Annotated in this window: 20 protein-coding genes; 8 read left to right on the top strand and 12 right to left on the bottom strand. The window is 38.2% G+C overall.

The genetic code is table 11. The annotated features are described in order from the left end of the window. Positions 1-46: 46 nt before the first annotated feature. The 3 genes from CPS_RS00640 to CPS_RS00630 all read right to left on the bottom strand — a co-directional run bounded on the left by CPS_RS00640 (position 47) and on the right by CPS_RS00630 (position 3,457). The gene (locus CPS_RS00640) at positions 47-499 is read right to left on the bottom strand and encodes a peroxiredoxin (RefSeq protein ID WP_420794792.1); all 453 of its coding nucleotides are present in this window, start codon (positions 497-499) and stop codon (positions 47-49) included. A gap of 119 nt (positions 500-618) precedes the next feature. After that, positions 619-2,571 (bottom strand): methyl-accepting chemotaxis protein, encoded by a 1,953-nt coding sequence (locus CPS_RS00635; protein WP_011041014.1) that lies wholly within the window; start codon positions 2,569-2,571, stop codon positions 619-621. A gap of 103 nt (positions 2,572-2,674) precedes the next feature. After that, positions 2,675-3,457, bottom strand: a complete 783-nt coding sequence (locus CPS_RS00630; RefSeq protein ID WP_420794791.1) for a class I SAM-dependent methyltransferase — start codon at positions 3,455-3,457, stop codon at positions 2,675-2,677. Positions 3,458-3,768: 311 nt separating this feature from the next. Here CPS_RS00630 and CPS_RS00625 point away from each other — a divergent pair, with 311 nt between their 5' ends. The 3 genes from CPS_RS00625 (at position 3,769) to CPS_RS00615 (ending at position 7,593) form a co-directional block, all read left to right on the top strand. Beyond that, complete coding sequence (locus CPS_RS00625; RefSeq protein ID WP_011041012.1) at positions 3,769-4,467, top strand: single-stranded DNA-binding protein; 699 nt, start codon at positions 3,769-3,771, stop codon at positions 4,465-4,467. A 54-nt stretch (positions 4,468-4,521) separates the two neighbouring features. Beyond that, positions 4,522-6,681, top strand: a complete 2,160-nt coding sequence (locus tag CPS_RS00620; RefSeq protein WP_011041011.1) for a hypothetical protein — start codon at positions 4,522-4,524, stop codon at positions 6,679-6,681. 159 nt (positions 6,682-6,840) lie between these two features. Beyond that, positions 6,841-7,593, top strand: coding sequence for a TVP38/TMEM64 family protein (locus CPS_RS00615; protein ID WP_011041010.1), 753 nt, complete (start codon positions 6,841-6,843; stop codon positions 7,591-7,593). 41 nt (positions 7,594-7,634) lie between these two features. On the opposite strand, the gene CPS_RS00610 is transcribed toward CPS_RS00615, so the two are convergent. Beyond that, entirely contained in the window at positions 7,635-8,108 is a 474-nt protein-coding gene (locus CPS_RS00610; protein ID WP_011041009.1) for an NYN domain-containing protein, read from the bottom strand. 345 nt (positions 8,109-8,453) lie between these two features. Here CPS_RS00610 and plsB point away from each other — a divergent pair, with 345 nt between their 5' ends. Both plsB and CPS_RS00600 read left to right on the top strand, forming a co-directional pair. Beyond that, positions 8,454-10,889 (top strand): glycerol-3-phosphate 1-O-acyltransferase PlsB, encoded by a 2,436-nt coding sequence (gene plsB / locus CPS_RS00605; RefSeq protein WP_011041008.1) that lies wholly within the window; start codon positions 8,454-8,456, stop codon positions 10,887-10,889. A gap of 373 nt (positions 10,890-11,262) precedes the next feature. Continuing rightward, positions 11,263-12,039, top strand: coding sequence for a hypothetical protein (locus CPS_RS00600; protein ID WP_011041007.1), 777 nt, complete (start codon positions 11,263-11,265; stop codon positions 12,037-12,039). A gap of 58 nt (positions 12,040-12,097) precedes the next feature. Here CPS_RS00600 and CPS_RS00595 read toward each other — a convergent pair whose 3' ends face one another. The 3 genes from CPS_RS00595 to CPS_RS00585 form a co-directional block, all read right to left on the bottom strand. Further along, on the bottom strand, positions 12,098-13,378 hold the full coding sequence (locus CPS_RS00595) for a TRAP transporter large permease (protein WP_011041006.1): 1,281 nt from the start codon (positions 13,376-13,378) through the stop codon (positions 12,098-12,100). Beyond that, complete coding sequence (locus CPS_RS00590; RefSeq protein ID WP_011041005.1) at positions 13,378-13,899, bottom strand: TRAP transporter small permease subunit; 522 nt, start codon at positions 13,897-13,899, stop codon at positions 13,378-13,380. The genes CPS_RS00595 and CPS_RS00590 overlap by 1 nt, the downstream gene beginning before the upstream one ends. Before the next feature lie 128 nt (positions 13,900-14,027). Beyond that, positions 14,028-15,116 (bottom strand): TRAP transporter substrate-binding protein, encoded by a 1,089-nt coding sequence (locus CPS_RS00585; protein WP_011041004.1) that lies wholly within the window; start codon positions 15,114-15,116, stop codon positions 14,028-14,030. 271 nt (positions 15,117-15,387) lie between these two features. Between CPS_RS00585 and CPS_RS00580 the strand changes: the two genes are divergently transcribed. Next, complete coding sequence (locus CPS_RS00580; protein ID WP_011041003.1) at positions 15,388-16,527, top strand: FIST signal transduction protein; 1,140 nt, start codon at positions 15,388-15,390, stop codon at positions 16,525-16,527. A 13-nt stretch (positions 16,528-16,540) separates the two neighbouring features. Beyond that, on the top strand, positions 16,541-18,352 hold the full coding sequence (locus CPS_RS00575; protein ID WP_049757702.1) for a putative bifunctional diguanylate cyclase/phosphodiesterase: 1,812 nt from the start codon (positions 16,541-16,543) through the stop codon (positions 18,350-18,352). 12 nt (positions 18,353-18,364) lie between these two features. Here CPS_RS00575 and ubiA read toward each other — a convergent pair whose 3' ends face one another. Next, positions 18,365-19,228 (bottom strand): 4-hydroxybenzoate octaprenyltransferase, encoded by an 864-nt coding sequence (gene ubiA / locus CPS_RS00570; RefSeq protein ID WP_011041001.1) that lies wholly within the window; start codon positions 19,226-19,228, stop codon positions 18,365-18,367. Between the two features lie 37 nt (positions 19,229-19,265). After that, positions 19,266-19,886: a chorismate--pyruvate lyase family protein gene (locus CPS_RS00565; protein WP_041736524.1), complete on the bottom strand. Its 621-nt coding sequence runs from the start codon at positions 19,884-19,886 to the stop codon at positions 19,266-19,268. Between the two features lie 185 nt (positions 19,887-20,071). On the opposite strand from CPS_RS00565, the gene CPS_RS00560 reads away from it, so the two are divergent. Continuing rightward, entirely contained in the window at positions 20,072-20,461 is a 390-nt protein-coding gene (locus tag CPS_RS00560; RefSeq protein ID WP_011040999.1) for a flagellar basal body-associated protein FliL, read from the top strand. A 24-nt stretch (positions 20,462-20,485) separates the two neighbouring features. Here CPS_RS00560 and glpG read toward each other — a convergent pair whose 3' ends face one another. From glpG to tdh, 3 genes are all read right to left on the bottom strand, one after another. After that, the gene (glpG, locus tag CPS_RS00555) at positions 20,486-21,397 is read right to left on the bottom strand and encodes a rhomboid family intramembrane serine protease GlpG (protein WP_138140214.1); all 912 of its coding nucleotides are present in this window, start codon (positions 21,395-21,397) and stop codon (positions 20,486-20,488) included. 6 nt (positions 21,398-21,403) lie between these two features. Continuing rightward, entirely contained in the window at positions 21,404-21,730 is a 327-nt protein-coding gene (glpE, locus tag CPS_RS00550; protein WP_011040997.1) for a thiosulfate sulfurtransferase GlpE, read from the bottom strand. A gap of 157 nt (positions 21,731-21,887) precedes the next feature. After that, positions 21,888-22,913: an L-threonine 3-dehydrogenase gene (gene tdh / locus CPS_RS00545; protein WP_011040996.1), complete on the bottom strand. Its 1,026-nt coding sequence runs from the start codon at positions 22,911-22,913 to the stop codon at positions 21,888-21,890. Positions 22,914-22,934: the final 21 nt, after the last annotated feature.

Below are 22,934 nucleotides of genomic sequence, written 5' to 3'. Positions count from 1 at the left end.
ATCAGCTTTAATGAACGATTTTAATACGTTAACCGTTCTTTAGAAGTTAAAGCTGATCGAGAATAACTTCAGCTTTACTGACTTCAAACGATTTAGGCTCCTCTACATGCAAGCTAATGACTTCACCATTATCTATAATCATGGCGTAACGTTGAGAGCGCACACCACCAAAAGTGGCCGTGTCCATACTTAAACCTAATGCTTTGGTATAGCTACCATCACCATCGGCTAACATCATAATATTTTCAGCGTTTTGCGACTCTCCCCAAGCATTCATAACAAAAGCGTCGTTTACTGATAAACAAATTATCGCGTCTACACCTTTAGCTTTTAATTCATCTGCCGAAACTACATATCCAGGTAAGTGTGCCGCAGAGCACGTTGGTGTGAAAGCACCAGGAACAGCAAATAATACTACCTTTTTAGCCGCAAAAAGTTCCGCGGTATTATGCGTGGTCATCTCACCGTTTTTTAATTCTTGCAGTTCGCCTACTGGCATTAGTTGGTTCAATTCGATCATGAAAACACCTCTGTGAGTTTGTGAGAAATTTGTATAAATCGTTGAGTGATTTACGCAGGTAAAAATTAATTAGACCTAGCTTAACAAACTTGGACTTATTAAGACGCTTTTTTAAGTGTAAGACCGATATCATTTACCTGATTACTGACATCAACAGAAATCACATTCGATAATTGCTGCGAGTCGCTGACTTCTTTGTCGACATTGGCCATGGCTTGCTCAAAGGCGATAAAGTGTGTGCGTTGCAAGGTGATTTGCTCCAGAGTATCTTGAGCAACCGTTGCAGAAACTTGCGCCTGCCCTGTTACCGCTAACGCGGTTTCTTGCAATTCATCAGCAATAATACGTTGATTATTCGATGCTTTTTCTATGTCGTTAATAATACCTTCAATAGAATTACTCGCACTTTGTAATTGAGTTAAGCGTGCTGAAATTTGTTTGAGCGATTGCTGCGTTTTACCCGCAAGTTGGCGGACTTCATCGGCAACGACAGAGAAGCCGCGGCCATGTTCACCTGCCCTTGCCGCTTCAATGGCAGCATTAAGCGCCAACAAATTAGTTTGATCCGCAATAGCGCTAATCACATCAACGATAGAGGTAACCGATTCAACCGAATGAAATAGTGAAGTAATGGCACCTTTGCTTTCCTTTGCTGCCAAATTAGTAGATTCGCTTGCTGCCAGCACTTGTGACACATGATGCTGACTTACTTCCATTGCTTGTTTGGTTGCCTGAGCATTGTTAACGACTTGCCCTGATAGGGTATTCACTGTTTCGGTTGCCTCACCTAAGGCCTCCATAATTTTTCTCGCTCCTTGAACATGCTCGCTGGTGGTATGCGATGACTGATAAATGCTTTTGACTTGGCTTTCCATGGTGGTTAAGGCTTTGGCGACTAAGTCCAATTGCTGTGCTTTGTCTTTATCATCTTGCGCTAGCTTATTAACCATGTGATTGAAACTAGTAGATATTTCACCAAATTCTGTTCTGTTATCAATATTAATAATGTTGTCTACTTTGCCCTGCTCCACCAATTGTACAAAGCTATCACGTAAGTTACGTAACGGTTGCAGAATAACACTGCGCTGCAACCAGTAATTTGCTAATAAAAATACCACCAAAAAGATAAGTAGTCCGATGACAATAATATAAAGCTGCTCATTTATTTTTTCTTGCTGTTGTGAAATTTCTGCTTCACCTTGCATGATGGCTTTTTCAATATTGCCCACTTGTTTAGCCAACAGCGCAAAACCCATTTTTCGTTGTTGCTGCTGAGCTAAAGTATTTTCTAATTCTCGTTGATAACGATTAAATAATGACTGTAATTCATTAATAGCTTCAAGGCTTAGATCTTGCTTTTCCTCATCATCACCGAGTAAATTTTCACTGTCATCAAACAAGTCGTCATCACTCTCTTCATAAATAGCTAACGCTTTTTGCAGTGACAAAAAACTACCTAGGCCTTTTAACTCTTTTAAAAGAGGATTTACCGATTGAATATTTGGCTGTGCCTGGGTAAAAATAGCTTCTCTAGCACTGACTAAATCGGCAAGTAACTTCCCTATGGTCTGTATTGTCACGAGGTAGTTAAACTGCTCTTTTACTGACAGTACTTGAGTATTTTGTACATGGTTTGATAAATCATTATTAAGCGCGATCATTTCTTGTTCGCCGTTACGTAACAGCACTAAAGGGTCACCACTGAGTTTACCCATGGCGCGAAATTTGGTATCAATATTATTGGCGAGTGCCTGTGCTTGCGAGTCTATTTGCTTAGAGAGTTTATCGATATTTAAGCTATACGTTTTTTTAACAATACCCGTAAGTTGTTTTTGCGCCTTGTTTAGCAAAGCCGCATCACCAGTTTGTAAATACTCAACAATAGTTCGATTAAACTCAACCGTTGTTAAGGAAATAAGTGCTTGATAGCCCTTATATTGTGCCCTACTTTCACTTAACGACTCACCCACGTGATACATGGTTGCCATAAAAATAGCGGTAAAAATACTGATTGCCGTTACAGACAAACGAGAAAAGCTAGAAACGCGCATAGCATGAATGCCTTTGAAGTAAATAAAGGCAATAATCACTCATCTTTATGACAGTAAGGTTACATAATTGTGACGTATTTATGTAAGGTTTTAAATGACTATGCTAAGTAATAGGTTTTGGGATTGCCTGTTTAACATAAACATCAAAGCGATTTTTTTTCATATTGATGCTCATCGATGGTTTTTTATTTGCCAGTGGCGGCGCATAACTTGGACGTTTTACCACAACACGGTATTTTGCTAACGCTAATGCAGGTTCAAGTAAATCATCTGCATCAAGGTCTTCACCTACCAGCGATTGGAATATTCGCATTTCTTTTTTAACCGCAGCTGATTTTTCACGGTGCGGATACATAGGGTCTAAATACACAACATCGGGTTCAATAGCTAAGTCGACTTCCTCTAGCGATGAACCGTGAATTAATTGCATGTTATTGGCAATATCGGCAACTTCATGATTTAGTTTTGCACGCTCAATCCCATCATCTAACAGTGCAGCTACCACAGGCATGCGCTCTAATAATGTGAGCTTACAGCCAAGGCTTGCTAATACAAATGCGTCTCTGCCAAGTCCTGCGGTAGCATCTAAAACATGTGGTTTAAAGCCATGTTTTAAGCCAACGGCTTTGGCAATATCTTGACCTCGACCGCCACCAAATTTACGTCGATGTGCGACTGCACCTTCAACGAAGTCTACCTTGATAGCACCCAGTTTAGGTTCATCTAACTTGCAAAGCTCTAAGGCGTGATGATGCATTTGTAACATAAATTCAAGTTTTGGCTGTTTACTGGCAGCGGCAACATGACCTAAGTAGTTAAACTGCCATTTTTTGGCAAGGCGTTTAGCGTATTCACTATCAACACTATCTACGTAACCAAGGGCGATGTTGCTTAAGTGTTCGCTGGCAATAATCGGGCTCATTAGTTTCCTATATCTTTGTCTAAGACAGACAAGTTTTTTTAGTTTAATTCTACAATATTGTCTTCATTATAAAGCTTTGTCTTTCACTAACCACTCAAATGGCTACTTAATTGCTTATTAAGTAGCTTTTAATGCAATTTATCATCAATTTTTCCTTGCCGCCTATTAACAATGCCACTGAATTTATATTAAAATAAAACAACTTGCTCTTTATTCACACAAATAGATAATAAGTGACTGAATAATTGGTTTACTTTAATATCGCAGGAAAGCTTTTGTCATTATCGGATGCTGTAAATAAACACCCAAAAAGCCCAAACCCACAGCTTTGTGCCGTGACCTTATTAGGTAATTTAGTCGCAACTCCTGATATTCGTTATCGTGCTAATCCTGCAACCGCAGTGACTGAAATTGTGTTAGCTACATCCAGTAAATGGCTAGATAAAATAACTAATAAGTATAAAGAGTGGACTAGCTACCATCATGTAAAAGTAGAAGGTGAGTTGGTCGAATTGGCATTACTAAATGCCAACAAAGGTGACATAATTTTACTGCATGGATATTTAAGTAATATTAAGCCAAAATCGACAGATAAAAGCACTAATCACTTAGGTATTGTACACGCAAACTTTGTACAAAAATTTGAAAAAGGTTATACACAAGCAATCAACCAAATTCATTGTAGTGCTCAATTAACGTCAAAGCCAAAACTGATGTTAACCGAACAAAATAAGAATATTACCCAAGCAAATATTGTCATTAACCAGCATATCTATAATACCGATAAACAAGCGTGGCAGACAATTTCAGTAGAACGCGCCATTCATGTTTGGGGAAAACAAGCGCAATATCTAGCAGAACATGGTGATATTGGTGATGAACTGATGTTAGAAGGTAAATTAAGTTACACCAGCGGCGTTAGCAAAGATCAATTTATTGAAGTAAAAAATGTGCATTTATTTAAAGGCACTTAAAGAAAAAGATAAAAATTCGTTAACAAAATACTGAACTATGGATGACTCAATTTAATGCTTATCGCAAAGCGCGCGACCTTTTTTATTTTTTCCCTATGTCTGTTTTTCGTCAGTGGTGCTAATGGTGCCGGTAAAGAAAAGCAATATTTATTACAAAAAATAGCGCAAGCCCCGCAATTAGAAACAGCGGATGACCAGTGGTTATTACTACTGGAACAGCCAGGAAACAGTCAGTTCTATTACCTTGCAAATAAGCGAGGTAAAATTTATCAGTTGGAACAAGATAGTCCTGATAACACGACTTTATTATTAGATTTACAGCATTTTTCGACTAAAGAGTCCGCGCTTCAACTAACCGCTTTTACCTTACATCCTAACTTCTCATTACGTGATCAAGCAGGTTATGGCACTTTCTATACTGCCCATGTTGAAAAAGTTATTAACAACAGAAAAAGAAAGCGTCTAAAAGATCCTGCTGTTACCACGCCACTTTCTTATGATGCCATCGTGACCGAGTGGCAATTAAATGTAACCAAGCAAGTCGATGAATCAAGCCAACGTGAAGTTTTAAGAATAGCCGTTCCCACTTTAGAAAGCGGCATTAGGCAATTAAACTTTAATTCTTACAGTAAATCATGGCATGAGGACTTTGCTCAGCTTTATATTTCACTGTCACACAACTTAGAACTACAGCAACATCCACTTTATTCAGGTGCCATCTTACGCATTCATCCACAACGAAAAGGTATCAAAAGTTATAGCGTACCTCACGACAACCCATATTACGCGAATGAAAAATTTGAAAAGGCACTGTATTTATTCGGTGCAGGCAATATAAATCAATTTATTTGGCCAGATAGGTATGCCACTAAATTGCTGATATCACATCAATACAGCGTTAATGGCATAGTAAGACATTGGATATCTTATAGTGATGGTGGGGAAGACTGGCGCAAAAAAGCACCTAGAAATTTTTTATATCAAAATCAAAATACGTTAGCTGCCAATAGTTTATTAGTATACCGAGGTCAAAATGCACCAACCTTGCGCAACAAACTATTATTGTTAACTAAAAATAAAAAAGAATGGCAACTCAACTCATTATCCCATGAAATTTCACCCGAGATAGCACTTGAGAACAATCAATCCAGTAATCAGCAAAAAGCACTTTCCGCTCCCACAATAGAGTGGCTTTTGAAACAACAAGCCTTGCAAGCAAATCACTTAACTCTCTACCGTGATAATCGCGGAGAACTGCTGTTTTTCAATGAAGATACTGGTGCTATATACCAATTATTCCAGCAAGACATAAGTTTAGCCATAAAAGAAAGCCAACAAAGTGGTTCCAACGGTCTGACTTTCTTGTTTATTCTCATGCTATTTTTGCTTCTCGGCTATATTTTGTATCAGATGAAGACACAACAGAAATCGGCTAAGGCCTTCGTTCGTAGAGAGTTTTCTAACCTAGTTCTAACTGAAGATAAGTTATCAATAAAACTATTTAAACGTCATGAGAAGAAAGCAGAAAAGGTAATAGCATTAGCTGATATTAATCAGTGCCAAGTATTACTTGGAGATTTGGTTATTGCGACCATTAATACCACCATGGGACACGGCTTTGACGAAGAACATGAACAGGCATTACGCGATATATTCCATATTGAGCAAATTGCAAAAATGACCGACGGCAAAGTTCGTCGTATTAACTTAGCGCTTCATACCGAATCAAAAAAGAGACACATCATTTGTTTATATTTACGCAAAGGCAGCGATAGAATAACCAAAAAAGGTTACTTTACCGTGGTTGATGAGGCCATTGATTGGTGCTGGCTCATTGCCAAGAATATCAATAGTGAGCAAACAGGTACACGTTCTTTCAAACCAAAATTCACTGCTGATATAGCGCGCACTGAGCATAAGACTCATGATGATACTCCGCTACACACTCAAGCATCGATTATCCGTCCTGCAACTCGTCTTCATTCAGTTGTAGATGATATAGAACCTGAAAAAGTGGCGGAAGTAACTATCTCAGAAAAAAGTAATGATGAAATCACTTTAGTTGATAAACATGATGCTACCGCAATAGAGTTAGCCAGAGTAGAAACCGACTTGGTTAACGCCTTAGAAAAGTTAGTAAAACTGCAACAACAGGGGTTTTTAACTATTGATGAATTTGAGCAAGCGAAAGCCAAGTTATATCATTTTAAATAAGTTTTTATCTTGAAAGTGAGCTGAAAAAATCAAAGCTAATAATCAGAGTAAGTCATTGAGCCATTCGCTATAATACCAATCAAGCGCCTTGCTCTTAACAATTAACTCTCATTACTTATGTTGTACTGAAGTTGAACCATTAATTTAATTAGTATAACCATGCTTTCCAAGTTTCTCTTATTTTCCGCCCGTTTATCGACCACTAAAATACTGGCGAGCCTCATCATCATAATGATTCTCGCGACCGGTTTATATCAATGGCTGATACATACGCCCGCATTTTCGCCGCAGGTAAGCGCAGTATCGACCACAACAGAAAATGATTTCAGTTTAACTGACTGGACAATAAACTTAGTTGACAAACTAAACTGGCAACAAGGCGGCAGTTCTACGTTTTTCAATGCAGGGTTACTGTTTGTTTTTTTATCGTTGGCAACCAGTGTTGGTTTACCCAGACAAATTGCTGCATTAGTTGCGGGCATTAACTTAGGTGCTTTCATCGGCATCATTGTTGCCACTTTGGCCGCTACACTCGGTTGCTTCATCACTTTTAGTGTCGCTCGTTATTTGTTAAGCGACTGCATTACTCGTAAATATCCCAGTAAACTTGCTCAATTATCGGCGTTTCTTGGTGAGCAAACCTTTTTGAAAGCAATTGTGATTCGTATATTACCTTTAGGCAGTAATTTTATAACCAATATTATTGCAGGCGTTAGCAAGGTATCAATGCCCGCTTATGTTAGTGGCTCTTTTGTCGGCTTTATCCCGCAAATGGTTATATTCTCACTTGCCGGCAGCGGTATACGTTTAGGGGCACAAAATGAATTAATTGCTAGCGCAACATTATTTGTTATTGCCCTTATATTAACGACTTATCTCGTGAAAAAGCATAAAGCAAAAACTAAAAACTAAAAAAGATACTCTGACATGATTTAGTGCTTCAATTACTTAGCCTACAACAGAAGGCTGTGTTCAATTTTATGATGAATATCCGCTGCTTCAACTAGCGATTTTGCGGTTAACTTCTCCACACTGTAAACTTCAGTAGATACGCCATATTTTTCGCGTACTTTTCGTAGTAACAAATCAAAGTCGCCATCTCCTGAGAGTAAAATCACAGTATCTACCTCAGCTGCAGCTTCCATAATATCGATAGTAATACCGACATCCCAATCGCCTTTAGCCGAACCGTCACTGCGTTGAATATAAGGTTTTAGCTTAACGTCAAAACCAATATGTTTAAGCGCTTTTTGGAATTTGTGCTGTTGATCATCACTACGTTGAATAGCATAAGCATTAGCGATAGTAATCTCGCCTTGTGCCATTAATTCTTGCCATAATAAGCGGTAGTTGAATTGTTTCGCATAGGTATCTCGGGTGGTGTAATAAATATTCTGTACATCGACAAACACGGCAATTTTTTTCAATATGAACTCCTGAAATTGAAGGCATTTATACCCAAGTAATTTGAAGATACAGGATTCAGCTGGAATTAAAAACGTATTTAGGCAAGGCTTTGATTTAAGAGAATGGTCATTCAGGAGAATATGCCCCTGCATTCTCTAATAAGCTGCATCCATGCAGCGTCCTTGTCGAAATCAATAACGCGGTATAAAGAAGTACACACTTAGAGAGGTATGAGCAACATTAGACCAAGAAAAATAAACACTTTCTGATACGGGTTGCTATTCTCCACAAACCAAGACAATTTTGACTAATGATGTTAAAATCCAATTTTTATAGCTGTTAATGACTAAACCGAGCGATACAACATGTTGGCCTTACGTTCTTTTTTCTACTTATTATTAAAATTTCCTCTTAAGTTACTGGTTCGTTGTAAAATTATCACGGACAGTCAAAATATTACAGATCAGCCAAACCAACCCATTTTTTACATTGTTCGTCATCAATCGGCATCCGACCTTTTAGCGTTGCAAAGTGCCTGTAAAAAACAAAATCTTCCGGATCCCCTTGGCAAAGTAACAATAAACGGCGAAAGCTTTAATCGCACTTTATGCTTGGCAAAATCGACACCTCTTTGCTCATGGCGTAAAAGCAGTAAGACAACGGCAACAGCACAAGGTTTAGCGTTATTAAATCAACATGTTATTGATGAAAATATCGATGCGAAATTAATTCCAGCCAATTTAATTTGGGGAAGAACGCCGACTAAAGAACGAAAAAATCTCAATATAGGTACTTTGCTAGCCGATCAAGAATCACCTAATTGGTTACGAAAATTCTTCATCGTGCTATTTTTAGGTCGTGATACCTTAGTCCGATTTAGCGAAGCTTTTTCTTTACGTAATATCTCTGATAATCATGGTAGTGATGAAGCCGCTGCTCATAAGTTTTTGCGTGTAGCTCGCTTCCATTTCCATCGTCAAACCATTGCTGCTAAAGGCCCTAGGTTAATGCATCGTAAGCAAATGTTCACCGCGTTATTTGCTAACCCATCAGTCAAACGTATTATTAGCGATGAAGCAAAAAACAAAAAAGTTTCTGAAGCTGAGATTAAGAAAAAAGCGTTAGTCATGATGAATGAAATCGCTGGTGACTATAGTGTTTCATGGTTACGTTTTGGTGAAATCATTTTGCATTGGTTATGGAAACGCCTATACAGCGCTATTAAGGTAAGCAACGCCAAAGTATTGCGTAAATTGGCTCAAGATGGCCATGAAATTATTTATGTCCCTTGTCATCGCAGCCACATGGATTATTTATTACTTTCTTATGTCATTTTACAAGAAGGTCTAGTCATGCCAAGGATTGCCGCGGGTATTAACTTAAACTTCTGGCCTGCTGGTACCATTTTTAGAAAGGGTGGTGCATTTTTCATCCGCCGTAGTTTTGGTGGTAACCGTTTATATTCCACTATTTTTCGTGAATATTTAGGCCTTTTATTTGAACGTGGCTATGGTGTTAAATATTATACTGAAGGTGGCCGTAGCCGAACGGGTAGAGTACTAGCACCTAAAACAGGCATGTTAGCCATGACCATTCAAAGCTTACTACGAGGTATTGATAGACCACTGACCTTAGTACCTGTCTATTTAGGTTATGAGCATGTTATGGAAGTAGGCACTTACCATAAAGAATTAAGTGGTAGCGAGAAAAAGGGTGAGTCGATGTTTGGTGTATTAAAAGCCATTAAGAGTTTACGCAACTATGGAAATGGTTATGTAAATTTTGGTGAACCAATGAACATTAACGAATTTTTAAATAAACAAGTGCCTGATTGGAAAGACTCTATCGACCCAATTGACCCGCAGAAACCTTCTTGGTTGACACCTACGGTCAATGTACTTGCTGACCAAGTAATGGAGAACATCAATAAGAGTGCTGCTTTAAATGGTGTTGCTTTAATTGCCTTGATCTTACATGCCAGCAAAAATAAAGCACTGTCAAAATTGGAATTAGAAACACAGCTTGATTTTTTCTTAAATATACAGCGCCAAGCCCCTTTTAGTGAACAACTTACTATTCCAGAAGAAACCGGTGCAGAGTTACTCACTCACGTTATTTCTCTTAATAAAGTAACGATTACTGAAGATAGTTTTGGCAGCTTGGTTTCACTCTCTGAAACTGCTAATACCGAGATGCGCTATTACCGTAATAATATTTTGCATACTTACGTAGTACCAGCCTTGGTTTGTCGTTTGCTTGATAAGCACAGCAAGATCAATCAAGACGAATTAGTCATAAAAGTACAGAACGTAACTGCGTTACTCAAAGAAGACTTATACCTTTATCAAGACAGCACGCACGTTGAACAGCAAACCTTGCGGGTTCTTACGGTACTAAAAGAGATGGAAATAGCTAAGCAAACTAAAGCTGGTTTTTGGTCACTTAGCGATGACGTTGGGCTACTTAGTCAAGTACATGCTATGGCTGAGTGCATCGATGAGAGTTTACAACGCCTCGCGATAATTACTTCACTTACAAGTCGTTTAGCACCGTTAAGTAAACGTGATTTAGAAACTAAGGTTGTGGCGATTGCTAAACGTTTATCGGTATTAAACAATATCAATGCACCTGAATTTATCGACAAACGTGCTCAATCTACCTTAATTGCCACTATTCGTGAGCAAGGCTATATTGACCTCGATGACGACGGTTTACTCATTGCTAGTTCAACCATGGCTGAGATCAAAGCAACGGTTATCAACTTGGTTGATATTGAAGTATTACAAAGTATTGCTCGTTAAACGCTTTATACCAAGTTGATTAAGTTATTTCCCACTCAGCGAGAGTTAAAAGGCTTAAAGGTAAGGCATTGATTGAAGAGAATAGTTATTCTATTGTCAAAATCAATAACGCAGCATGTGAGCCTTTTAAACTCGCCCTTTGGGAGCTCATTAGCAAACTAATAACATCACAGAATTAATGAAATATAGAATAACTATGTTCAAGGAATTTTGCTTGTTCAAAGCTCGCTAATGTAGCTCTGAGTAGGGAATAAATTTAATCAAATTGGTATTACTACATTTACTGCCCAAAAAGCACCACAGTGTATTGAACCAGTGGTGTTTTTTTTGGTCTATAATATTATTCATTATAATTATAAGAACTGAATAGACTGTGTTAAAAGGACCTTACACTGCCATTACTATATCGGTACTACTGCATTTATTACTCTTGCTTGCCTTAATCTACGGTGCGACACAACAACCTAAGATTATCAAACAAGATAAACCAAAGATCACCTCAATCAAAAGTTTTTTATACTCGGCACCTAAAAAAACAGTTAGTGAGCCGGCTATTACACCAAAAAGTGTAGAGGAAAGAAAAACGCCACAAAAGGTTGAGCAAAAACAAGCCGCCCCTAAAAAAACTATCCGTACAGAACCATCAAAAACAGCCGTAAAAACACCTCCGAATACACCAGTAAATAAGCCAGTAACGAAGACACCTTCTACACAGGTTACGAATGCGGTTAAAAGTGAAACGGTGACAACTAAAAATAAGGTTTTAGGAGCAAGCAGGGGCAGTTTTTCTAGTTATGATCGTTTATCACGCTTAAGACAAAAACTAGATGACCAACAACGTGAACAAGCGTTTTCTGAACTCACTCAACCACGATCTACTTCAGAGATGGATGGAGAGCCCTTTCCAGTGCCAAAAACTATAGTGCCACTTACGGTCGAACAGCGACAGAAACTTAATACTAGCAGCTCTCATGTTGGCTCTATTACCAAAAATGACAACGGCACTTGTACCATTTATCGTGAACAAGTATTAGGTAGCCCTGTGCATGCAACAACAGCATATTTTGCTTGTGGTGAAAGTAAGTTTGATAAAAGCTTTAGAGAGCATATGGAGAAGGTACAGGCTAAATTTAAAGTGCCAAATAAATAAATGTTTTATACCGACACAGTGTCGGCATAAAACATTATTGTATTAGTAAGTGTCTTAGCTAAGTAATAATTAAGTGTTCCGGAAAAAACACCACTAAGAGCAACACGGCTATTTGCATTAAAATAAAGGGGATCACGCCTTTATATATCGTGGTAGTTTTAAGGTATTTCGGCGCCACGCCTTTGAGATAAAATAAACTAAAACCAAAGGGTGGTGTTAAAAACGACGTTTGTAAGTTCATAGAAATTAAAATAGCAAACCACACTAAATTAATATCTAACGCTATGGCAACAGGCAGTAAAATGGGTACCACTAAAAAAGCAATTTCAATGAAATCGATAAAGAAGCCTAGTATTAAAATAGCGAGCATAGCCAAGGCAATAAATGTCCACTTGCCACCAGGAAGCTCCATAAAAAACTCTTCAATTAGATACTCACTGCCCGAATAACTAAACACCATAGAAAATGCTGTGGCGCCAATTAATACCGCAAAAACCATTGAGGTAACTTTTACTGTTTCTTTGGATATTTCATGCATTTTGCCGAATGAAAAGCTGCCATATAATATCGATAAGATAACTGCACCAACTGCACCAATGGCTGCAGATTCGGTTGGTGTGGCTATACCAGCAAAAATAGAACCTAGTACAGTTAAAATAAGTACTAAGGGCGGTACAATATCTTTAAGTGCCTGTACTAGTAGTTCACGTTTGTTTTCAGTGACAACTAACGGTGGTACAAATTCAGGCTTAAATTTGCCTAAAATTAAAATATAAATGACATAAGTAACAACCAGTAGCATTCCTGGCAGAATGGCCGCTCGGAATAAATCGCCAACGGGCACCCCCATAACATCGCCTAAAATAATTAAGATAATCGAAGGCGGAATAATTTGTCCTAAGGTACCAGACGCGCAAATAACACCCGTTGCCGTAGGTTGATGATAATTGTTTTTCAACATTACGGGTAAGGAAATAACCCCCATAGCAACAACGCTAGCCCCAACTACTCCTGTTGATGCCGCTAATAAAGCACCAACAATGATAGTAGAAATTGCAACGCCTCCGGCAATACCGCCAAAGAGTTTAGCCGCAGACTCCAGTAACCGCTCCGCTAGTCCTGTTTTTTGTAATACTATCCCCATAAAAATAAACATGGGCACAGCCATTAAAATAGTGTTTTCCATAATGCTCATAATGCGATAAGGCATAAACGCGAATAAGTCCGCCCCTAAAACAATAGCGCCAACAATGAGTGAAACACCTGCAAAGGTGAATGCGACCGAATAGCCAAGAAATAAACACACTAGAGCAATAGCAAAAAGTACAATACCTGTCATTATTGCTCCCCTGTTTCAGGTTGAGTAGGTGCTGTGAAAGTTTTTAACTGAGTCACCACCACATGGAAAATAGCTAGAATCAAAAATAGTGAAGAAAGAGGAATAACGCTTCGTACTATCCAACGATGTGGCAACCCACCAGGGTCCCCACTACCCTCGCCCATTTGATAGGCTTCAAAGGTATAGTCCCAGCTGTAATAAAGCGTAAGTATAGTGATAGGTAATGCTAAAACCAACGAGCCAAAAATATTGATTAAGGCTTGGTTTTTCGCTGTCATGGTCTCATAAAAAATATCGACTCGCACATGACCATCTTCTTTTAGGGTGTATGCAATACCAAACATAAACATAGCAGCGAATAGGTGCCATTCCAGCTCTTGCATACCAATACTGACATCATTAAAAAAGTAGCGCATGATCACGTCATAAAAAACGTTTATGATCATTAAAATCATAAGCAAACTACAAAAATTACCTAGAACATCGATAATTTTTCCTGAAATTTTTAACACTTTATCCATTTAATTTCTCAGTTAGTAATACTACTTTAGCAATGCAATGCAGATACACCAATTAGTAACAAAAATAAGTGGGTTAAACTAACCCACTTATTTTGTTATTTAGACAATTTTTATCCTAACAACAAAAATTACTTGCCATCAAAATTATCCAGATAAGCTCTATCTGATAAATTAGTCCAAGCACGTATTTGGTGCTTATAATCATTTAGTGACTTAAGAATTTCTGCTGTCATAGGATCTTTAGCAGCAAACTCTTCTAATAACTCATCATTTGCTTGCACAATCGCTTCCATTACCGGTTTAGGGAATGAGCGCATTTGCACATTTGGGTAATCTTTTTTCAGTGATGCTAAGTTCACACCACTAGCGTGCATCGATTGCGAATACATATCATAAGCTGCAGCTTTCATAGCAACCGTTAATATTTTTTGTAAATCTTTTGGTAGGGAATTGTAGGCTTTTTGATTGACCATAAATTGCAACTCAGTACCTGGCTCATGCCAACCTGTGTAGTAATAAGGCGCTATTTTATGAAAACCCATACGTAAATCTAAAGAAGGACCTACCCACTCTAATGCATCAATAGTGTTACGTTCCAATGCCGTATAAAGCTCACCTGATGGAATGTTTGTCGGCTTCGCACCTAGTTTTGCTAATACTTCACCAGCAAAACCTGGTATGCGCATTTTCAAACCTTTCAGATCTTCAACGCTATTAATTTCTTTTTTGAACCAACCGCCCATTTGGTTACCCGTATTACCACCAGGGAATGACATGATGCCATATTGATCATAAACCTTTTTCATTAACTCCATGCCACCACCGTAGTAAAACCAAGCATGTTGTTCAGAGGCTATCATGCCAAAAGGTACGGTAGTAAAAAACATGGTGTTGAAGTTTTTACCTTTCCAATAATAAGACGCAGAATGACCCATTTGATATTGGCCACTTTTTACAAAGTCAAAAATACCTAATGCAGATTTATGCTTATTCGAAGAATCAATGCGTATGGTCAACCGACCATTCGACATTTCTTTTACCATTTTGGCCATATTTTTAGTGGCATCACCAAAAATAGGAAAATTAGGTCCCCAAGTTTCAGCTAATTTCCAACGATATTTTTTATCATCGTCAGCATGGGCTAAAGCTGAAAGCCCCAGCGAGGATAATCCAAGCGACACGACCAGTGCAGCTTTTACGAAAATTGATTTTTTCATCTGTGCTTCCCTTTAACTTATTGTCATTAATTATTTTTATATGAAAACGTCTTTTTATCTTAGAACTTAAGCTTGTACCGTACTTTGATTAAACAACGTAACTAAATATATAGTAGTTACATCATCCATTGTCTAGCCTAACGACTATTAACGAATAAACAAGCACCTAGAGATAATTACACTAATTAACACTAGTTTTCTATAAATAACTTAGGCATTATGCCAAGGGTAGTAAAACAATAATAATAAAAAAACCAAGAGATACAATAAGATGGCAACTGAGTTATTCACTTGGCATACACTAAGCGATACTTTAAGTGATTTCAAAAGCGGTTTAAGTCTCGCCCAAAATAGTGGCGCGGAAAGCTTATTGGTACTTACGTGCAGCCAAAACAATTACCCTGAAGAAGAACTCAACGCTCTATTTCATGCGTGCCCACTAAAGCTCTTTGGTGGTATTTACCCAATGCTGACTCTAAAAGGTGACTTAATTAAACAAGGCGCGTTGATCATTGGCTTTAAAGAAGCCGTTGATGTAACTCTGTTCGCTCAACTTAATCAGGTCACGAATGAAAGTTGCTTAGAGGAACTCATTACCTCAACACTAAAAGAAAAGAATAACTTCTGTGGTCAGGATGATTTTCTGATGTTCTATGATGCGCTAATCAGCAACATTGAAGGTTTTATTGATTGTCTTTTTGAGCATTTAGACCACGGGATCAATATCGCTGGTGGTGGTGCCGGCAATTTAGACTTTATCCAACGCCATTGCATATTTACCAACTCAGGTGTTCATAGCGATGCTATTCTATTAGTCGCACTACCAAGAACACTTAACACCAGTGTGGCGCATGGTTGGGAGACATTTGATGAGCCCTTTTTGGTATCAGAAGCACAAGGGCAAACGGTTCAAAGCTTAAATTACCAACCTGCTTATGAAGTTTATTGCCAAACGATTGAAAGTGCCACCGAATACACCTTCAATAATACTGACTTTTTTGATATTGCTAAGAATTTTCCATTAGGTATTAAGGATATCAATAATAATATAATTGTTCGGGACCCTATTTTAGCGAAAAATAATCACTTACAATGTTTTGGCAATATCCCGATTAATTCAATGGTGTATTTACTTGAAAGCAATATAGATAGCTTAGTGGCCTCGACAGAAAAAGCAGCGATCGCCCTACTGTCTAAACTGAACAAGACAACAATTACAACAACTATGGTCTTCGATTGCATTAGCAGGGCCTTATTTATGGAAGATGAGTTTGAAAAGGAACTCAATGTCATCGCTGAACATTGCCATTTAGGTGCATTATTCGGGGTACTTTCATTAGGGGAAATAGCCAATAGTCAAAGTGGTGCTATTCGTCTTCTCAACAAATCAATTGTAATAAGCTCTTGGTAGCAACTAGGCAGGTATGAATAAAGCACTGTTTCTTATTTCACTACAACATGAGCTTGCCATGGCTATTGGCAATAAGCTTGACTTAAAGGCCATGTTGAAAATTTTTTTAAAAGTCTGTTTTAACCGCCTCGATTTAACAAGTGCACATATCTATGTCTATTGTGACCAGTCTGGTATGCCTAGCAAGTTGCTTCCACTTAAAGGCACGAGTTATCAATATTTTTTAAGCATTCCAAAAAATAAGCGCGGTCAATCATGGTCGAAAAGCTCCATACTTACAAACTTTGCACGTCAGCTTAATAGCAGCCAAAAAACCCTTTCTTTTCAATGTGAAAATGGACAATATTTATTTGGCTTTATTATTCCAGACTATGGCTTACTCACTTTTGAAACTCACTATGCTATAGCTGATGAAGTGCAAAAAGCACTACAGCCAATTTTACAAAAGCTAGCAACGAGTTGTTACACCTCGATAGTACATGACTCCCTCGTTAAAGAAGTTCTCTCTAGGCAACTTATTGAAGAAAAGGTTGCCTTCCAAGCACAGCACGATGGATTAACCCATTTATTTAATCGCCAGCATATAAATCATCTACTGGGCAATGCTATAGAAGATGCTCGTATTAACAACAAAATTGGTAGTGTTCTTTTTATCGATCTAAACCGCTTCAAACCAATAAATGATGCTATGGGTCATACTGTCGGCGATAAAATATTACTGACGTTAGCCCATAGGCTACATTCATTAAGCAGTGAACATATAGATATTGGCCGCTTTGGCGGGGATCAATTTACTATTCTATTAAAGAATCTCAAAGATGATTACCAAGAAACAATTAACCTACTCATAGCTCAAATTAATCAATTACTTACGGCACCTTTTGTTATCGACACTAATTCGTACAAACTCACTTGCAGTATCGGCTATTCGCTTTTTCCTCTGCAAAGCAGTACCGTCAATAATCTTATTAAATTTGCCGATATTGCTATGTACGAAGCCAAACGAGCCAAAACTCAGCAAGGTAAGCAATATCAAAGAGTCATGTCTGAAAAAATAAAAAGACGCTTAGCTTATGTTGATGATATGAAGCAAGGGTTAGAACAAGGCGATTTTAAATTATACTATCAGGCGCAATATAACCATCATGGTGACATTATTGGCGCTGAAGCATTATTGCGCTGGCAACACCCTGTTCATGGTAAGGAGTCGCCTGCGGTCTATATCCCTATCGCAGAAGAAAGCGATCTCATTCTCGCTATTGGTCAATGGGTCTTAGAGCAAGCCTGTCGTGACATCAAAAAACTAGAACAATTATCACTACCAGAAAGTTTTAATAAAATAGCGATTAATATCAGCGCTAAGCAATTAATTCAGCATGATTTTCAAGAAATTGTCCTGAACGCTGTGAAGCAGAATGATATCCCTGCTAAACGGTTAGCGTTAGAGTTAACCGAAAATCTTCTGGTAGAAAATATTGAAGATTCAATCAAGTTAATTGCCTCATTAAAAGAAAACGCTATTGATTGCGCTATTGATGATTTTGGTACGGGTTATTCTTCTCTAACCTACTTAAAACGCATTCCTGCGAGCGTATTAAAAATAGATCGTTCTTTTGTGACTAACATAGCGCAAAGTAGTGAGAGTGCAGCCATTGCCAGCATGATAATCAGTTTAGGAAAAACCCTGAATATGGACATACTGGCAGAAGGTGTTGAAACACAGGAAGAATTAAACTGTTTGAAAGAACTTGGTTGTTTCCATTACCAAGGTTTCTATTTTAGTGGTCCCCTTCCCTTTGATGAGTTTGCTAAACTATTAAACTAATGTAATTGAACGTTATAGATACTCAATTGCAATACCAACAAAGACAACTAAACCAACCCAGTGATTATGCAAAAAGGCTTGAAAACAAGCGTCTCGTTCTCTATTAACAATCAATAACTGTTGATAGCTAAACAAACCTGCAGCCGCAATGATGCATAGTTGATACGGCCAACCAAAGGCTAAAATATCACCGACTGTCCATAATAAGGCCAAAGTCATCAACTGTAAAAAGCCGATAACACGCTTATCATTTTCAGCAAATAAAATAGCGGTAGATTTCACCCCAATTTTAACATCGTCATCTCTATCAACCATGGCGTACATTGTATCGTAAGCAATGGTCCAGCATAGGTTAGCCGTAAACAGCAACCAAGCCACCAAAGGTATTTCACCTTGAGCTTCTGAGAATGCCATTATCATGCCCCAACTAAAAGCAGCACCTAAAAATAGTTGTGGCAGTTGGGTATGACGTTTCATAAAGGGGTAAATTGCCGCTAGTAATACCGCAACAACAGAGAGGTAAATAGTGGACCAGCTGAGCATTAGCACCAAACCAAATGCCATGCCAATTAACACGCCAAACAAGTTAATGGCTTCGCCAGAGGTCATCATGCCATTAACAAGTGGTCTGTTTTTTGTGCGTTCAACTTCACCATCTATTTTTCTATCCGCGTAATCATTTATTACACAACCAGCACTACGCATGATGAAAACACCTAAACTAAAAACCAACAATAGTTGCAGGTTAGGCCAACCATCGCTCGCAATCCATAACGCCCAATACGTTGGCCATAACAAGAGGTAAGTACCAATAGGTTTATCCATACGAGTAATTAACTTAATCGCTAACCATTTTTGTTGAATTCTTTTCAGCATTTATATGTTTCTTTTAAGTATTTATTTATTGCATTGATTATTGATAGGCAAAGGCATCAGGTAAAAAAACCTCAGCCACCATCAAGGGTTTATTCTCCAACATGAATATAGAGCGACGGCCCCAAAGTTCTTGTTTGGGTATTACTGATGCTTTTACGAGTGGGCTATTACTTGCGTGTTGAGCCGTTAATTTAGCAGCTAACGCTACAACACTAGAATCATTTACAAAAGGAGATAACTCTAACCGTAAACGTTGCAATGACGGGTTATTAAACAATACCTGCCCAAGTGGTTGCTCCCCTAAATTAGCAAGAATTTGTTCTTCACCCGTTAAGCTAGCTATGGGTAATAAGCTTCTGGCAAAGACTTGAGGTACATCATCACAATATAAAATGACTTCACGCACCAAAACGGGTTCACCAACTTTAATCAGATCACAAGACTCCGCAGCTGAGCAGGGCTGTTGTTGCTCTCCAATGACTTTAACTTGAAAGTTATCACAATGCTTTTTTAAGCGAGCCGTAAGTGAGCCTTCATCAAGCAACCAATCTTTAAGTGGCGTAGATAATGATGAGAAACTCACTGCACTAGGTGACTGCCATTGGCCCGACAAGGTTATTGGAAAGGTAATAGGAAAGTTCACTATTTGCTGCTTCATAAAACTACTTCAAAGAATAATAGGGTGTAAAATCGTCGCTATAATAGCAGACCTAAACAGTAAACTCATTTATCTCAATCAGGCGAATAGAAAAATTTTAATTTTATAAAAAATAATCAAGCAAATGCTTTAAATCGGGTTATGATAAGGATAAGTTTAATCATCCCCTATCGACTATTATTTTTATGTTTAAAAACCTATTTCTCTTTTCCCTTTTACTTACGTTAAGTGCAAGTGTTGCTCAAGCAAAAGCGAGTGATTATGCTTACTTTGGCTTTGAGCCTGATATTGTCACCAATTATGTCGCAGTAAAAAAGAAGATGGGTTATGTGCGTTTAACTGTTGAATTGATGGTTGAAGGCGACAATTTAACCATAGTTGAGCATCACTCGCCTTTATTACGTGACGCCATTATTAATATCATTGGCCAGCAATCGGAAGCCAAAGTAAAATCGATCAAAGGGCGTGCGGAAATTCAGTTAGCGTGTGAAGAGCAAGTAAAAGAGCTATTAATCAAAGAAACGGGCGAACCTCTCATCAAAAAGCTACTTTTTACTCAGTGGTTAGATAACTAACAAGCAACTGATATTAAAGACCTGTTATTTACTGTCTTTCTTAATGTTATTTTTACTATTTACGCCAATCACCTTTACAGTGAACACTGCAAGAAAACATCCCGAGAGCAAGCCGAGTAAATGTGCGGTATTGGCTACATTGACTGGCAGTAAATCAGCAAAACCCAGTACTAGCCAAAACAGTAAAAACCCAACTAATGGTTTAGCAAGGAATAAACCTCTGTCTGGGGCTAAGTAACCAAACCACCAAACAAAACCAACCAACGCATATACCACACCGGATAAACCACCAAAATTTGAACCTGACACTAAATATTGCCCTACGTTGGAAACAATAGCAGAGAGTAAAAGTAGGTTAATGAGTGTTGATTTACCTAATATTTTTTCAATACTACCTCCCAATTGCCACCACCACATGGTGTTAAAGACAATATGCAGCCAAGAGAAGTGAAAAAATGCAGGGCCAATCAAACGTACTGGATCTGCTAATAAAGCATCAATAGATAATTGTGGATAGAACTGTAAGGCATAAAAAATCTGTTGTGCCCAACCCAATTCACTGAAGATAAAAACTAACCAGCAAAGGGCAAACACCAGTAAAGTAACAATGCCTGCATGAGCTATAAAGCTATCTTTAAAACTGCTCAATAAGCTGAAATCACCTGAATTTAAGGTGACTGTTTCGCCTCTATCCCATGCCGCTTGTTGATATTTATCGTCATAGGGTTTTAAAATAAACGCATCAAACTCTACTTTTGCTTGTGCTATTTTATCTTCAGGGCATAAAATTACATGGCCGTCTTCTTGGCTTGATTTGAGTTGTGCTTGAATACCTAAAGATTGTAAATAGTTACTGAATAATAAAGCAATATTATGATCTTTAAGTTGAACCAGTGGCTGTAGCGTATCCATATTCTCAGCAGACTCACTTGTCATCAGTAATTATCGCTCTATATTGTCAGGGAATTGTGTTTGCCATTGGGTAAAGCCACCGTCAAGAGAGTAGACCTCGGTAAAATCTTGGCTTATTAAAAATTCCGCCGCTTGTTGGCTAGAAATTCCGTGATAACAACAAACAACTACGGGTGCATCCAGATCGGCTTCACGTAAAAAATCAGGTAATGACTCATTAGTTAAATGAATTGATTCTGCAATTCGACCATTTGCAAAAGAATTAGCATCGCGAATATCTACCACAACATGTGATTTATTTGCCATCACTTCTTGTAAGTCACTTACTGACATATGCTTAAAACTATTCTCTGACACTATGTATTCCTCATTTGATTACTACCTTACTGGCAGTAAATTCGTTATATTTCAGGCTTTAATGAACACGTAATCTATCAACTATTACCTACATGGGTATATAACGTTAGTAGGTAGCCTCAATAGATCACGTTTCTCAACCGCTAGTATAACGAATTTAAGTCCAATCTAAAATGACCTTGCCAGATTGACCAGAACGCATCATATCAAAGCCTTGCTGAAAGTCATCGATATTGTAGTGATGGGTAATAATCGGGGTGAGATCTAAACCAGATTGAATCAAACTTGCCATCTTATACCAAGTTTCGAACATTTCACGACCATAAATACCTTTAATGGTAAGCCCTTTAAAAATAACTTGGCTCCAATCAATAGCCATATCGCTACCAGGAATACCCAGCATGGCAATTTTACCACCATTATTCATGCTTTCTAACATGCTAGTGAATGCCATTGGAACACCTGACATTTCCATACCAACATCAAAACCCTCGGTCATCCCCAAATCGGTCATGACATCTTTTAAGCTTTCTTTACTCACATCAACAGCACGAGTAGCGCCCATTTTTCTTGCAAGGTCAAGACGATATTCGTTAATATCGGTAATAACGACATGACGAGCACCTACATGTTTAGCAACGGCTGCAGCCATAATACCAATAGGGCCAGCACCGGTGATTAATACATCCTCACCCACTAAATCAAATGACAATGCGGTATGAACTGCATTACCAAAGGGGTCAAAAATTGACGCTAAATCATCAGAAATTTCGTCAGGTAATTTAAAGGCATTGTATGCAGGTATCACTAGATACTCTGCAAATGACCCCGCACGATTGACCCCAACACCAACGGTATTACGACATAAATGAGTTCTGCCACCACGACAATTACGGCAATGACCACAAGTAATATGGCCTTCACCAGAAACCCGGTCACCTAAAGTAAAGCCTTTAACTTCTTGGCCGATACCAACCACTTCACCTGCGTACTCATGTCCAACAACCATAGGCGTAGGCACTGTTTTTTGTGCCCATTCATCCCAATTATAAATGTGGATATCTGTACCACAAATGGCCGTTTTTTTAATTTTGATTAGCAGATCATTATGACCTAGTTTTGGTTTTTCGGTTCGCGTTAACCAAATGCCCGGTTCTGCTTTTAATTTAGCTAAAGATTTCATTATCGCTCTCTGTCTTATTAA

Source organism: Colwellia psychrerythraea 34H, from assembly GCF_000012325.1.
Lineage (GTDB): Bacteria > Pseudomonadota > Gammaproteobacteria > Enterobacterales > Alteromonadaceae > Colwellia > Colwellia psychrerythraea_A.
Note: the sequence above shows the minus strand (reverse complement) of the source record. Positions and strands in the feature narration are given on the sequence as shown.